Annotated in this window: 12 protein-coding genes; 3 read left to right on the top strand and 9 right to left on the bottom strand. The window is 72.0% G+C overall.

Going from position 1 to position 13,716, the window contains the following annotated elements:
• Positions 1 to 15: 15 nt before the first annotated feature.
• On the bottom strand, positions 16 to 567 hold the full coding sequence (locus tag AC27LF_RS05220) for an FHA domain-containing protein (protein ID WP_479659668.1): 552 nt from the start codon (positions 565 to 567) through the stop codon (positions 16 to 18).
• A 185-nt stretch (positions 568 to 752) separates the two neighbouring features.
• Between AC27LF_RS05220 and treZ the strand changes: the two genes are divergently transcribed.
• Positions 753 to 2,498, top strand: a complete 1,746-nt coding sequence (gene treZ / locus AC27LF_RS05215) for a malto-oligosyltrehalose trehalohydrolase (protein ID WP_479659669.1) — start codon at positions 753 to 755, stop codon at positions 2,496 to 2,498.
• Positions 2,499 to 2,864: 366 nt separating this feature from the next.
• Here the strand turns inward: treZ and AC27LF_RS05210 are convergent, their stop codons facing one another.
• Positions 2,865 to 3,332 (bottom strand): NUDIX hydrolase, encoded by a 468-nt coding sequence (locus AC27LF_RS05210; RefSeq protein ID WP_479659670.1) that lies wholly within the window; start codon positions 3,330 to 3,332, stop codon positions 2,865 to 2,867.
• A complete protein-coding gene (locus AC27LF_RS05205; RefSeq protein ID WP_479659671.1) occupies positions 3,325 to 4,080 on the bottom strand; it encodes a DUF5919 domain-containing protein in 756 nt (251 codons plus the stop codon). The genes AC27LF_RS05210 and AC27LF_RS05205 overlap by 8 nt, the downstream gene beginning before the upstream one ends.
• A 384-nt stretch (positions 4,081 to 4,464) precedes the next feature.
• Between AC27LF_RS05205 and AC27LF_RS05200 the strand changes: the two genes are divergently transcribed.
• A complete protein-coding gene (locus tag AC27LF_RS05200; RefSeq protein ID WP_479659672.1) occupies positions 4,465 to 5,037 on the top strand; it encodes a hypothetical protein in 573 nt (190 codons plus the stop codon).
• Between the two features lie 83 nt (positions 5,038 to 5,120).
• Here the strand turns inward: AC27LF_RS05200 and AC27LF_RS05195 are convergent, their stop codons facing one another.
• The 6 genes from AC27LF_RS05195 to AC27LF_RS05170 form a co-directional block, all read right to left on the bottom strand.
• Positions 5,121 to 5,441 (bottom strand): DUF6191 domain-containing protein, encoded by a 321-nt coding sequence (locus AC27LF_RS05195; RefSeq protein ID WP_479659673.1) that lies wholly within the window; start codon positions 5,439 to 5,441, stop codon positions 5,121 to 5,123.
• Positions 5,442 to 5,571: 130 nt separating this feature from the next.
• Entirely contained in the window at positions 5,572 to 6,516 is a 945-nt protein-coding gene (locus AC27LF_RS05190; protein WP_479659674.1) for a phosphotransferase family protein, read from the bottom strand.
• A 73-nt stretch (positions 6,517 to 6,589) separates the two neighbouring features.
• Positions 6,590 to 7,717 (bottom strand): aminopeptidase P family protein, encoded by a 1,128-nt coding sequence (locus AC27LF_RS05185; RefSeq protein WP_479659675.1) that lies wholly within the window; start codon positions 7,715 to 7,717, stop codon positions 6,590 to 6,592.
• Between the two features lie 163 nt (positions 7,718 to 7,880).
• Positions 7,881 to 8,330, bottom strand: coding sequence for a PDZ domain-containing protein (locus tag AC27LF_RS05180; protein WP_479659676.1), 450 nt, complete (start codon positions 8,328 to 8,330; stop codon positions 7,881 to 7,883).
• A 361-nt stretch (positions 8,331 to 8,691) separates the two neighbouring features.
• Complete coding sequence (gene cyc2 / locus AC27LF_RS05175) at positions 8,692 to 10,854, bottom strand: germacradienol/geosmin synthase Cyc2 (RefSeq protein WP_479659677.1); 2,163 nt, start codon at positions 10,852 to 10,854, stop codon at positions 8,692 to 8,694.
• A 474-nt stretch (positions 10,855 to 11,328) separates the two neighbouring features.
• Positions 11,329 to 11,865, bottom strand: coding sequence for a hypothetical protein (locus AC27LF_RS05170; protein ID WP_479659678.1), 537 nt, complete (start codon positions 11,863 to 11,865; stop codon positions 11,329 to 11,331).
• A 734-nt stretch (positions 11,866 to 12,599) separates the two neighbouring features.
• Here AC27LF_RS05170 and AC27LF_RS05165 point away from each other — a divergent pair.
• Positions 12,600 to 13,715 carry a helix-turn-helix transcriptional regulator gene (locus AC27LF_RS05165; protein WP_479659679.1) on the top strand — a complete coding sequence of 372 codons (1,116 nt, stop codon included), beginning with the start codon at positions 12,600 to 12,602 and terminating at the stop codon, positions 13,713 to 13,715.
• The last annotated feature ends 1 nt before the right edge of the window (position 13,716 follow it).

Genomic DNA, 13,716 nt, shown 5'->3' with positions numbered 1-13,716 from the left:
CCGCCCGGGCCCCGTTCAGCCCGACGTGAGCCGGAAGGCCACCCGGCCGAATGAGACCTGGTCGCCCGCGCGGACCACGACGGCGCCGAGCACCCGGCGCCCGTTCACGCTCGTACCGTTGGTCGAGCCGAGATCCCTGAGCACCCACATGCCGCCCTGCCGGCTGAGTTCGGCGTGCACCCGGGAGACCGTCTCATGGTTCAGCCGCAGCCCGTTGGCCGGATCACGGCCGATGCGCAGCGGGTGGCCGGCCGCCGGGTGGGGCAGCAGCAGCTTGGGCAGCCGCTCCGCGTGCCAGGCCCTGCGCAGCCGTACCGTGAACCCGGAGACCGCTTCGACGGCGCCGAGGACGCCGCGGGTGAGGCGACCCTCCCGGGGCAGGTCGGCGGTGAGCACGGCGAGTTCTTCGGGCCGCCGCGCGGCGAGCGCCAGTCCCATGCGGCGCACGAACGTGTCGTGCGACAGCCGGCCCGCGACGACACCGTCGCGGAGCACCTTCAACGCCTTGTCGCGCTCGGCGTCGGACAGCCGCGCAGGATACGTGTGGTGCTCGAAGGACGACGTCACGCTGGTGATTGTCGGGCAGTGAACCCCGGGTGTCCAGGAGACCCCGGTGAGGGGAAAGTGCCCGCCACGCGCGCGTACTTCGGGCGACATGCGCCTGGAAAAGCCAAGATTCAAAAGCGGATGCACCCCGCCCACGGCACCATGGACGGGCTACATCACGGTGAGCAGACGAAGGGGAACCGTCCGTGCAGTTCGAGGTGTGGGCACCGCTGGCAGACCGGGTGACGCTCCATGTGGAGGGCGCAACGCGCGCGTTGGAACGCGATCCGGACCGGGCGGGGTGGTGGTCGGTCCAGGCGGCGGCGGACGACGGCGCGCGGTACGGGTACGCGCTGGACGACGGCCCGGTGCTGCCCGACCCCCGCTCCCGCCGCCAGCCGGAGGGACCGGACGGGCCGAGCGCCGTCGTGGACCACGCGCGGTACCCGTGGCGAGCCCCGTGGGCGGGCCGCGCGCTGCCGGGCGCCGTGCTGTACGAGCTGCACGTGGGGACGTACACCCCGGAGGGCACCCTGGACGCGGCGGCCGGGCGGCTCGGACATCTGGCGGAACTGGGCGTGAGCCACGTGGAGTTGATGCCGCTGTGCCCCTTCCCCGGGCGGCACGGCTGGGGTTACGAGGGCGTGTCGCCGTGGGCGGTGCACGAGCCGTACGGCGGCCCCGAGGCACTGAAACGGTTCGTCGACCGGGCGCATGAACTCGGGCTCGGCGTGGTCCTGGACGTCGTGCACAACCACCTGGGCCCGGCCGGCAACCATCTCCCCGCGTTCGGTCCGTACTTCACCGAGACCCATCACACCCCCTGGGGCGCGGCCGTGAACCTCGACGCTCCCGGCTCCGACGAGGTGCGCCGCTATCTGGTGGGCAGCGCGCTGGCCTGGCTGCGCGACTACCGGATCGACGGGCTGCGGCTGGACGCGGTGCACGCGCTGCGGGACACGCGCGCGCTGCACTTCCTGGAGGAGCTGTCCGCGGCCGTGGACGGCCTCGCCGCCGAGCTGGGCCGGCCGCTGTTCCTGATCGCCGAGTCCGACCGCAACGACCCGCGGCTCATCACCCCGCGCGCGGAGCACGGGCTCGGCGTGCACGCGCAGTGGAACGACGACTTCCACCACGCCCTGCACACCGCGCTGACCGGCGAGTCCCAGGGCTACTACGCCGACTTCGCGCGGGCCCCGTTCGCCGCCCTCGCCAAGACCCTGACGGGTGGCTTCTTCCACGACGGCACGTATGCGAGCTTCCGGGGCCGGCACCACGGCCGGCCACTGGACCGCACCCGCGTGGCCGGGCACCGGCTGCTCGGCTACGCCCAGACCCATGACCAGGTCGGCAACCGGGCCCAGGGCGACCGGCTGTCGGCCGCCCTCCCCGCGGGCCTGCTGGCCTGCGCGGCCACGCTGACGCTGACCGCGCCGTTCACGCCGATGCTGTTCATGGGCGAGGAGTGGGCAGCGGGCACGCCGTGGCAGTTCTTCACCGACCACACCGATCCCGCGCTGGCGGAGTCGGTACGGCGGGGCAGGCGACGGGAGTTCGCGGCGCACGGCTGGGCCGAGGACGAGGTGCCCGACCCGCAGGACCCGGCGACCCGCGAGCGTTCCTGCCTGGACTGGTCGGAACCGGAACGCGAGCCCCACGCGCGCGTGCTGGCCTGGTACCGCCGGCTCATCGCGCTGCGCCGGGACCAGCCGGACCTCACCGATCCCGACCTCGCCGACACCAAGGTGGCGTACGACGAGGAGGCACGCTGGCTCGCCTTCCGCCGCGGTGACGTCCGGGTCGCCGTGAACCTCGGGCCCGGCCCCGCGGCGATCCCGCTGGGCACCCGCGGCGCCCAGGTACTGGCCGCCTGGACCCCGACCCGGCCCCCAGGCCCGGACGGCATCCTGCACCTTGCCGCCCAGTCCTGCGCCGTACTGACCCAGGGCTGACACACCACGCCGCGGGGCACCGGGCCCACCCCCGCTTGCGCGAGGGCGGCCCGATCGTCCGCGAGTACGGCGGGTACGACAGCGTCACGCAGCGTGAGGATCCATGGTGATCCAGCCGGACGGCGAGCGCGTACTCGCTGCGCGGGTCCACCGTCGCAGCGTCGGTGGACCGGGGCATCGCGCCCCGGGGCAGTGCGGGTCGGCTCGCCGGGAAGGGCTCGATCCGCGCACGGAGGTCTCGGCCGACAACCGCCGTGCGCGCGGGGCCGACCGTCAGCGCACGCCGGACTCGCGGAGCGGGAGACGACGATCCCGTCGTCGCGGTGCAAGGCCCCCACGACCAGGCCACCATCGGGACAGCGCCGACTACCGGGCTGCGGGCATGGTGCCATCGCGCCAGTCGTTCACCCGCTTCCGGATGCCGGCGACCATGGGGAGCGCGTCAACCGCCTCGGGCTCGAACCAGCGGACATCGGTGGATTCCTCGGACACGGCCAACTGCCCGGCCACGGGCCGAGCCAGGAAGCAGACGGAGAACTCCTGCCGGACCTCGCCGTCATCGTAGGCGAAGACGTGACGGGGGTTGGTGTAGGTCCCGACGATGCCGGTGATCTCGACGTCAAGCCCGGTTTCCTCGCGGGTCTCCCGAATCGCGCAGTCCGGTAGCGACTCACCGATGTCCATGGCGCCACCGGGAAGTGCCCACATGCCGTTGTCGCGCCGACGGTGGAGCAGAATGCGCCCGGAGCCGTCGACGACGACGGCGGAAGCAGCCGGAACCAAGCTGTTCGCGGCCGGGGCGTTCGGGTCGTCCTCGTAGTCGCGCCTACTCATGCCCCTCCTCCTCCCATACCGGGGTGCCCCGCTTCCACAGTTCCTCGGCGTGCGCGGCAAAGCGATCGAACATGCCGTCGTCCTGATGACGGCGCAGATGCAGCGTAGGAGCATCGTGGCCGACGCTGTGCGTCAGCAATGGCGTGACGATCATGTCGTCATCGAAGCGGAACACGGACAGGTACGCGTGCCCGTCGCTGAACCGTGCAGCGATGCCCGGTTGGCTTCTGATCTTGTCCAACTCGGCCAGTGTCACGCGGATACGCGTCGAGAGCGTAAGCGCAACGGCTTCGTCTTGCTCGCGGGACCGCGTGAGATCACTGTCGGGGTCACCGAGCAGAAACCGAATTCGACACCCCTGAGCGGCCTTGCGTCGCAACGCAGCGCCGAACCGGGCCTGTTCGAGCCACAGGAAGTAGTTGGTGTAACCGGCGAAGGTCAGCTCTCGCCCGGCTTTGGCGATCAACGACCGCCATAGGGAAGCTGGGCAGTTTGACCGGTACGGATAGACGGAAACGACCTCACGGTCGGGACCGACCTTGATCGCCTTCTTTGTGGCGGCCGGCCACAGCATCACCTCGTCCTCCCCGAGTGCCTCGCAGACAGCCCACCGATGGCGGGCACGGGGTACCCGCCCGCTCTCTGTGATCCATCGGCCGACCGTCTTGATGTCGACGCCGCACTTTTCGGCTAATTGACGGTCTGTCATTCGCGCCTGAAGCATGGCACGACGCAGCGCTTCGTTCACAAGTACCCCTGGGACGTTAGGCACGCTTCTCACGGTAGACGTACTCCGTACCTAACGTTCATGGAACGAAGTAGGAACGCGCCGCCGGAGAAGGAAGTGTGGTGAGTCACCGGCAGACCCACGCGACCGTGGGGACGGTCCGGGGGCGTGGCCACCGACCGGTAAGGGGTTGATGTGGACGGCGGGAGCCCCCGGCCCGGATCAACTGGCCCCGTCATGCCGTGCGGTGTGCCGGGCCCTCGTTCTTGCTTCGACATAGGAAGGTTCTCGATCGTGTTGCCTCCGGCACCGCCAGGCATCGTCCCGTACATCGCTGGATGGAGTGAGGAAAGGCTGCTGTCGTGTCCGATCACCCGCCGCCGCATGGTCCCGGGAATCGCGTACGTGGATGAGACGCCGTACGACCGGGACAGTTTCGGCGTGCTCTGGGCCCGGTACGCCCTGCGGCCGAAGCGGCGCCGTGGCAGCCCGCAGCTGCGGAACGTCCATCCGTACCGGCAGCGTCGGGCGATGCTGAACATGATGTGCCAGGTCTGCTCCCGCATGCCGCCGGACCCGCACGGCCCGCACCTGTTTCTCCTGCGGGACAGCGTCGGCCCGATCCGGGAGGGAGAGCGGACGACGAGCCCGCCGGTGTGCGTGCCGTGCGCCGGGATCTCCATCCAGCTCTGCCACGCCCTGCGCGGTGGGCGCTTCGTGGCGGCATGGGCGAGACGCGTGCCCGCGTGGGGAGTCGTCGGCCCCCTTCACCATCCCGTGACGCTCCAGCCCATCCCCGAATGCCACATGGAGCAGGTGAAGTACGGCTCGGAGTGGTCTCCCTGGGTCCGGGCCGCCCGCACCATGGTGGAACTCCATGACGTGACACCGGCGGACCTCGACCGCGAGTTCGCCGCCCTCGGCCACGACCGCCTGGAGGAGGAGTTCGCCCGCGTCGCGCAGCTCACAGCCGTGTGAACACTCCGCCGCGGGACGCGGGTCCGCCCGTCTGTGCGGCGGCCGGGCGGCCAGGAGTGCGCCACCGCGTACCGGGCGGCCTTCTACCGGTCGGTCTGTGGCACGCGGACGACCGCGAGCCCGCCGTCCAGGTCTACGGTCGTCCGGTTCGGCGGCGCGCCGTCCTCCTCGTCGTCCCGCATGACCAGGGACGACTGCCGCTCCTTGAGCTCGTTCTGCTTCCCCGGCGAGAAGCTGGCGTGGAGCTGTTCGAAACCGGTCGCCGAGATCTGGCCCTGCCGGACGCTGTTCCGCCACGGCAGCAGGCCGGCCCGCCCGGCACGCAGCAGCAGCTGATCCACGAAGGCCACGACGGTCAGCAGGATGACCAGTCCGGGCAAGGTCATGAAGACGGCGAATTCCATGACCCGAGGATCGTCGCCGAGAGGCCGTACCGCAAGGCGTTCGGCGTGTCCGACCACGACGCGTGAACGGCGACGCGGCTGAGCAGGTCCAGTGAACCGACGGCATGTCGCGGCATGTCCAGCGAAGCGCTCAGCCGGGCTCGTTCGGTTTGTCGGGTCTGAACTCGGTGACCCGTTCCAGCAGGATCGCCTCCCAGGCCCGCCGCAGCTGGGTCCGCAGCAGCGGCAGGGGGCTCACGTCACGGCCGTCGAGGCGGTCCGCGAGGCGCAGCACGGTGTCGCACCGGGCGAGCCACAGTCCGCGCAGGCAGGGCCGGGCGCCGTAGGCGGCCAGGGTGGCGGCGCGCACGGCCGCGCCGGAGCCGACGGCGATCGCGAGCCCTGCGATGTCCTCCGCGGGGTCGCCGACGACCGTGTCGGTCCAGTCGAGGACACCGCGCACCCGCCCGTCGTCGCTCACCACCAGGTGCTCGCCCTTGAGGTCGTGGTGGACGAGGACGGCGGTGCCGGACTGTGCGGTGAGCTGCGCCGCGCCGGCCCGGGTGAGCTGCCGCAGCAGCACGGGATCGAACTCGTCGGCCGCGCCGAGGCGTTCGGCGGCGGGCACCGCCATCCGGCGCAGCGCTTCCAGCGAGCGCGGCGCGGCGCGCGGCACACCGAGGTTCTGGGCCTGCCGCACAGGCACCTCGCGCAGGCCGGCGAGCAGCCCGGCGAGGTCGGCCTCGCCGAGGGCGGACACGTCGCGGTCCTCCGCGAAGCCGCCGGGCAGTCGGGTGTCGAGGGTGTACGTCAGTCCCGGCGCCCACTCGCCGTGCGCCACGCTGACCGGGACGCCGACCGGCAGGTGCGGGCGTACGAGGTCGCGCACGCGCAGCTCGCGCCGCTGCCGGGCGGAGGCGTCCCGGTCGGGGGCGAGCCGCAGCACATAGCCACTGCCGACCCACCACGTGGCGTGCTCGCCGCCCTCGGCGACGGGCCGCACCTCGGGCCCGGCGGCGTCGGCCGCGCCCTCCTGGACGAGCGCGCGGATCAGCCGGCGGACGGTGTCCGTGCTGGGGGTCGGTGCCTGGGTCATGATCGCGCCGTTGTCGTCCGGGTCTCGTCGTGTCGTCGAGGGGATCTCTCTCCTGCTCGCGGGGGCGGTGCCCTCACTCCACTATGACCATCTCGCGGGTGGTGTCGTTGAGCCGGCGCCCGCCGTCCGCGGTCACGGTGACGATGTCCTCGATGCGCACGCCGAACCGGCCGGGCAGGTAGATGCCGGGTTCCACGGAGAAGCACATGCCGGGCACGAGGGGCTGCTCCTCGCCCTCGATCATGTACGGCGGCTCGTGCGTGGTGACGCCGATGCCGTGCCCGGTGCGGTGGATGAAGTACTCGCCGTACCCGGCGTCCTCGATCACCGCGCGGGCCGCGCGGTCGATCTCCTGGCAGGCGACGCCGGGCCGCACCGCGCGAAAGCCCGCCTCCTGGGCGGCGCGCACGATGTCGTGGACCGCGCGTTCCTCGTCGGTGGGCTCCCCCACGTGGACCGTGCGCGTGGTGTCGGAGCCGTAGCCGTCCTTCAGGCCGCCGAAGTCGAGGACGACCATGTCGCCGCGGCGGATGACGCGGTCGCCGACCTCGTGGTGCGGGTCGGCGCCGTTCGGTCCCGAGCCGACGATGGTGAAGTCGACCTGGGAGTGCCCGAAACGCCGCAGCAGGTCGGCGAGGTCGCGGCCCACCTCGGACTCGCGGCGGCCGGCGAAGGGTGCCGTGCGGATCTCCTCGAACGCCGCGTCGGCCGCCGCTCCCGCCGCCGCCAGCAGCTCCAGCTCCGCGGCGTCCTTGACGGCGCGGAGCATCGGCAGGGCGTCGGTGAGGGCGGCGTAGGAGGCGCCGGGCAGCGTCTTCTGCAGGCCGAGCAGGTGCATCGCCCAGGCGTTGTCGCTGACGCCGAACCGGCCGCTCGGGGCGAGCAGGTCACCGGCCACGGCATAGGGGTCCACGCCGTCCCTCCAGTCGCGCAGGGTCAGCGCGGGCGCGCCGGCCGCCCGCCGGGCGTCCGGGGCCTCCAGGGCGGGCACGACGAGCACCGGGTCGCGGCCCTGGGCCAGCACCAGCAGGGTGAGCCGTTCCGTGACGGCGGTGGGCGCGTAGCCGGTGAGCCACACCAGGTCGGGGCCCGGCGCCACCAGCAGTCCGGCGAGTCCCGCGTCGGCCGCGGAGCGCGCCGCGCGTTCCATGCGGGCCCGGTAGTCGTCGGCGGTGAAGGGAGCGGGCTGGCTACCGGACATCGGGGCCTCCGGGGACACGTGCGCGGGCAGGGTGGACAACCACGGGAAGCATCCTGCCCGGACCCGGAGGGCGACGCGAGCCGTTACCGGCTCGCGTCGCGGTGACGGCGGTGTCCCGGCGGCGGTCGGCACACCGCTGCCGCAGACCCGCCGCTCACGGGGGTCAGGTGACGACACCGGGTACGGCGGTCATCTGCTGGTAGCCGCCGCTGTGGTGGCGCACGCCGAGGGTGACCTGCTCCCCCGGGCGGGCGCGGGAGACGGCCCGGGCGAGGTCGGCGGCCGTGCCGATGCGGCTCTGCCCGAACTGGAGGATCACGTCGCCGCGTGCCAGGCCCGCCACGTGGCCGGGGCCTGGGTCGTGGACGGCGATGATCTGCGCGCCCGCCTGCTCGGCGTCCACGGCCTCGACCCCGAGGGTCGCGCCGGCCGGTGCGCTGGACCCCGGGGCGGTGGCGGGGGTGGCCGGGGTCGACGACGCGTGCGGGTGCGGGTGCGGCGCCTGCCGCTGGAGCTGGGCCAGCTTGCCGGTGCCGACCGCGGTGGCGCCGACCGCGCCGAGTCCGACGCCGGACAGCACCAGCACCGTGCCGGCGAACAGTCCGAACAGCATGGCTCTGAGCCGCCTGCCGCGTCGTCGCGCGGCGTGCGGGCGCGGGCCTGAACCGGGCCTGGGTCGGGCCGGCCGCTGCTGACCGGGCACTGACGTGGTACGCAACGCAGTCTGTTCCATGGATCGCCTCCGGCAGATGCTCTACCCGGCGGGCCCGGACCCGACGAGCCACGAACGAGTGAGACTGCCGGAGTGGCGAGCGCGGAAGGGCCGCGAGGGCCGGTCCGTGCCGGACAGCCGGCGTGTCAGGGCCGCGGCGGCTCCGCGGGGCGTGCCCCTCTACGCCACCGGAGCTGTTCGGCGGCTGCGCGCGCCGCCGCCGCGCACGCGCGGGACCGTGCGCGCCGGGCGGTGGCGGGCCTCAGCCGACGGGCAGCGCGGGGGCCGGTGGCCGATCGGGCAGGAAGCGGTGGGCGCGGCGGGCCAGATAGCCGGACTTGTACCGGTCGACCGCGCGGTGCCAGTTCAGGATGCCGGCCAGCCAGTTCCGCAGGTCGGCCACGTATCCGTCGAGCGCCCGGCCGGCCTCGTCCGAGAGGCCGAAGTCCGCCCGCACGACGGGGAGTTCGTTCGCCACGACATGCTGGAACTGCGCCATGCGCTGGGTCATCAGATCGTGTACGACGCCCAGCGCGGCCGGGTAGTCGACGCCGAAGAAGTCCTGCACGACGAGGACGGCGTTGTGGATCTCGCCCTCGTACTCGATCTCCTTCTGGTACGAGAAGACGTCGTTGAGGAGGCACGCGTAGTCGACGGCGGCGTTCTCCATCGAGCGGACCGGGCCGCTGCGGTAGACCTCCGGCGGAATCGCCGGGCCCTGGCCCATCCGGCACAGGCTGAGGGTGAGGTCGGCTCCGAAGGTGGCCCGCCGCATCTCCAAATAGTCGACCGGGTCGGGGATGCGGTTCTGCGCCTGGTTGGCGAGTTCCCACAGCCAGCTCTCGGTCATCACGTCGACGGACGCCTTCACGGCGCGCCGCTGTTCGGCGGTCATGCCGGCCGTCGTGCGCGCCCACAGGTCGATCAGGCCGCGCTCCAGTCCGTTCACCGGGGCGGGGGCCTGCGCGCCGTCCAGGGGCATGCACGCCGACAGCCGCGCCGTGGTGACCCGGGCGGCGGCCAGGTCCCGGCGGTGGCCGAACAGCAGCGGGTAGTAGTCGTCGCCGTAGGTTCCCCAGGCCAGCCAGGCGGAGCCGAGGTCAAGGGCCTCGGGGGTGGCGTCCGGGTCGAGTCCCGCGGCGCACAGCGCGAGGTCGTAGGCGGCGAGCCGGTCCTCGTCCCAGACGCCCTCGGCCAGCATGCCCATGCGGTGCGTCCAGTCGGTGAGCCGGCCGCGGGCGGCGTCGAGGTGGGGGCTCAGCTCCACCTGGAAGGGCATGTGGAAGTCGGGCAGCAGGGACGGGCCGACCTTCTGGAACGGCGTGTGGGAGTAGGCGCGCAGCCGTTCGGCCGCGGCGGACGCGAGCAGCGCGCCGATGTCCGCCGCCGCGCCGAGGCCGGGGCCGGCCGACACCTGCCACGGGGAGCGGGCGGCGGCGCCCTCGTTCATGTAGCGGCTGGAGCGCAGGTGCCATTCGTGGCCGCCGGACTGCCAGTCCTGCAAGCCCTTGGTGTAGGCCGCCACCGCCGCCACCTGGTCCGGGGTGAGGCCCTTGTCCAGGGCGAGCGCGGGCACTTCGGTGAGCGCGGTGTGCTCGAACTGGTGCAGGCGGGAGGTGAGGATGTCGTTGACGGTGTCGGCGGCCTCCTGTGTGGTGCACCCGAAGAAGGTCTCCAGGACGAGCACGCCGTTGCTGTTCTCGCCCTCGTCCTCCACCTCGCGCTGGTAGGAGAACAGGTCGTTGCGCAGGTGTACGGCGTCGGCGAAGGTCTCCATGAGCACCCGCAGCGGCCGTGAGCCCGCTGCGACGGCGGGTACTTCCGCGGTCGCGTACTCGACGAGCCCCGCCGACCAGGGGGCGCCGCCCACCTTGCGGCGCATCTCGATGTACTCGACGGGGTTGGCGATCCGCCCCTCGTTGATGTTGGACAGCTCCCACAGGGACTCGTTGAGCAGGTGCTCGGTGGCGACGGCGAACCGTGCGCGCCAGCCGGCCGACATCGACGGCACCGTGCGCGCCCACAGGTCGGCGAGGCCCGCCTCGACGGGGTTCTCCGGCTCCGGCACCGGGGCCGTCGCGTCGAGCGGCATGAACAGTGGCAGCCGGTCGAGGTGGGCCTTGCCCGCGGCGCGGTCCTGGCTGCGCTTGTACTTCTCCAGGAAGTGGTCGTCGAAGAAGAACACCCACACGTACCAGTCGGTGATCAGCGAGAGGGCCGGGGCGTCGCAGTCGGGGTGCGTGTAGGCGCACAGCAGACCGTAGTCGTGCGCCTCCAGGTCGGCCTGGTCCCAGACCCCGGAGCCCTCCAGCATGCCCATCTCGCGCGCCCACGCGGTCGAGTGGGCACGGGCCTCGTCGACATGCGGGTTCAGCCGCGCGGGGTACGGCATGTAGAAGTGCGGGAGTTCGAAGGGCTGCGTCATGGCCGGGCCCTACCCGCGCCCTCCACCCCCCATCCACCCCCCGACACATGAACACACCATCGCGTGAACCCCACCCGAACACCGGGACTTTCACCGTACGGAGCTGTCCGCGCGGAGTTGCCGGTGCACGCCGGCGTGGTCCGGCCGCTCAAGGACGCGACGGCCAACTCGTCGTACGCCGACGGGCGCTCGCCCGGGAACGGGCCCGCATCCTGCTCACCGGCGCGCTGCGAGCGGCCCGGGACGGGGACGGCACGGTCGCCGTGGTCACCCGCCGGCGACGAGTACGCGCTGCTCGGCCTCGCGGTCCTGAGGGGCGTACCGACGGGCGACCGCCGACTGCTGCTGCGCCGGAGTCGCGCGTCAGTCCGACCGCGGCGACTGGGGTCCGGTCCACCCGGCCGGCAGTCGCCTGGGCCAACCGCACGAGTGGAGCGGCCGACCCCAGCGGTTCTGGCCCAGGTGGCGGAGTTTTCATACGGCCGTGAGCTGTGCGACGCGGGCGAACTCCTCCTCCAGGCGGTCGTGGCCGAGGGCTGCGAACTCGCGGTCGAGGTCCGCCGGTGTCACTCCGCGGAGTTCCACCATGGTGCGGGCGGCCCGGACCCAGGGAGACCACTCCGAGCCGTACTTCACCTGCTCCATGTGGCATTCGGGGATGGGCTGGAGCGTCACGGGATGGTGAAGGGGGCCGACGACTCCCCAAGCGGGCACGCGTCTCGCCCATGCCGCCACGAACCGCCCACCCCGCAGGGCACGGCAGAGCTGGATGGAGATCCCGGCGCACGGCACGCACACCGGCGGGCTCGTCGTCCGCTCTCCCTCCCGGATCGGGCCGACGCTGTCCCGCAGGAGAAACAGATGCGGGCCGTGCGGGTCCGGCGGCATGCGGGAGCAGACCTGGCACATCATGTTCAGCATCGCCCGACGCTGCCGGTACGGATGGACGTTCCGCAGCTGCGGGCTGCCCCGGCGCCGCTTCGGCCGCAGGGCGTACCGGGCCCAGAGCACGCCGAAACTGTCCCGGTCGTACGGGGTTTCATCCGCGTACCCGATTCCCGGGACTATGCGGCGGCGAGTGATCGGACACGTCAGCAGCCTTTCCTCACTCCAACCGGCGATGTACGGGACAACACCTGGCGGTGCCGGAGGCAACACAATCGAGAACCTTCCTGTGCAGAGACGAGGGTGAAGTGACCGGAGCCGGTCGACGAGGTCAGCGGCCGGTACCGGCCAGGAGAGCGCCCATGAGGACGGCGAGGACCAGGGCGTAGAGGAACTGGCCCCACGGACTGTCCGGCCTCATATGCATCGGCGCCGCTCCCCCCGAGCCGCCGCGCCCGAAGCGAGGACCCCGACCGCGGGAGGCATGTCAGCCACCCGCACAAGATCCACCCAAGCCTGCACCGGCATGACGTGGCTCGTGTCGGTACCGCCACTCGTACGGCCCCGTCGGCGATGCGCCGGGAGGGCCGTACGCGCCGCAGAAGCGCGCGGGTAACCGGACGGTGTTGGAGGCCAACTCGGCGACGACCAGCTCAGCCACCGCTCGGCCTCCGCGTTGAGTGCTGGCGCTGTCTCAGCTGACACCGTCGTGTGGTGAGGGTGCAGAACGGAGCCCATGTGTCGCGGCCTCCCAATAGGCTCGTTTCAGGGACACCAACGACCTTAGAAAGTCGGCTCGTGACCCTGAAGTGACTGCGAGTACGGGTGGTTTCTTGCAAACCGCCGGGATTGGGATTCCCATGCGGCCAAGCGCTCGGCAAACCCTGACCGCCAGTACGGCAAAGGGCCAGCGGCCACGAACCGGCCTCCTCAGCGGCTACGTCCTGCGGGTAATCCGCGAGCAGCACGGATACACGCAGGACGAGGCCGCCGAACATCTCAAGGTCTCCCCAGACACGATCGCCGGGTGGGAGACGGGACGGCGAGCCTTGACGGCCGTACCCGTGGCGCAGATGCTCGGCTTACGCCAAAGGCTGATGCAGATGGGCACTTCTCCCGCCCTGCTCCAGGCGCTGGAACGCGCTCTGGAGGCGGACGTCCTTCTCGCGTCCGCCCTGGACGGAGACGCGCCCGTCGAGGACGCCGCCCTTGGCTCGATGGTGATGCAGCGCGAACTCGCCGAGGTTCTGGCATGGCCGCTCAACGGCGTACCGCCGCGCACCGTACGCGATCTTCCTCCACGGCCTCGGCCGCGCCGCGGACCGGCACCGTCCGGCCCGGCACTGACCGCCGCCGAGCGCCGAACCTTCTTCGAGCAGATGCGCCGCACAGCGGAACAAGCCCGTGGGCCGGAACAGTTCCTGCTGCGGCGACAGTCCCTCTACCTGTCCAGCTACGACCAGGCGACCGACACCGCTGACTGGCTCGCCCACCAACAGCGAACCGAACGGCCGGGCGACTGGCTCACCGCCTGGCTCAACAACCGAAGCGTCGCCGCCGTCGCAGCCCGCCAGGGCGACCGCGACCGCATGGCCTACTTCATCGACACCGCCCTCCAGGACGACGACGCCGGCGAGTCAGCAAACCTCGCGTACTGGGCGTACTGGGTCGGCGAGACGAACGTGCCGCAGTTGTCGGACGACTTCATCGCGGACGGCTCCCTCGGACCGTGGCCCGGATACCGGCTCCTCGCTCACCTCGTCGAGGGCATCGCACCCGAGCATGGCTACGTGGACCTCAACATCCACAGCGTGTGGTCGCTGCTCCAGGTCCGCCCCAACCTGCTGCGATCAGGAGCAGCGGCCCGCGCCCTACGCGATCGTCTCCCGATCATGTTGGATAGCGGTGGACTTCCACCGCGCGGACGGCGGGAGTTGGAGAGCATCCGGTACGCGATCCGCCTCGCCGAGGCGTGAG

This window comes from Streptomyces diversicolor, assembly GCF_057537855.1.
Note: the sequence above shows the minus strand (reverse complement) of the source record. Positions and strands in the feature narration are given on the sequence as shown.

Coding starts and splice junctions, on each gene's coding strand:
- AC27LF_RS05210 (WP_479659670.1), bottom strand. CDS start 3,332: ATGAGTAGGCGCGACTACGAGGACGACCCGAACGCCCCGGCCGCGAAC.
- AC27LF_RS05195 (WP_479659673.1), bottom strand. CDS start 5,441: ATGGAATTCGCCGTCTTCATGACCTTGCCCGGACTGGTCATCCTGCTG.
- AC27LF_RS05190 (WP_479659674.1), bottom strand. CDS start 6,516: ATGACCCAGGCACCGACCCCCAGCACGGACACCGTCCGCCGGCTGATC.
- AC27LF_RS05185 (WP_479659675.1), bottom strand. CDS start 7,717: ATGTCCGGTAGCCAGCCCGCTCCCTTCACCGCCGACGACTACCGGGCC.
- AC27LF_RS05180 (WP_479659676.1), bottom strand. CDS start 8,330: ATGCTGTTCGGACTGTTCGCCGGCACGGTGCTGGTGCTGTCCGGCGTC.
- cyc2 (WP_479659677.1), bottom strand. CDS start 10,854: ATGACGCAGCCCTTCGAACTCCCGCACTTCTACATGCCGTACCCCGCG.
- AC27LF_RS05165 (WP_479659679.1), top strand. CDS start 12,600: ATGCGGCCAAGCGCTCGGCAAACCCTGACCGCCAGTACGGCAAAGGGC.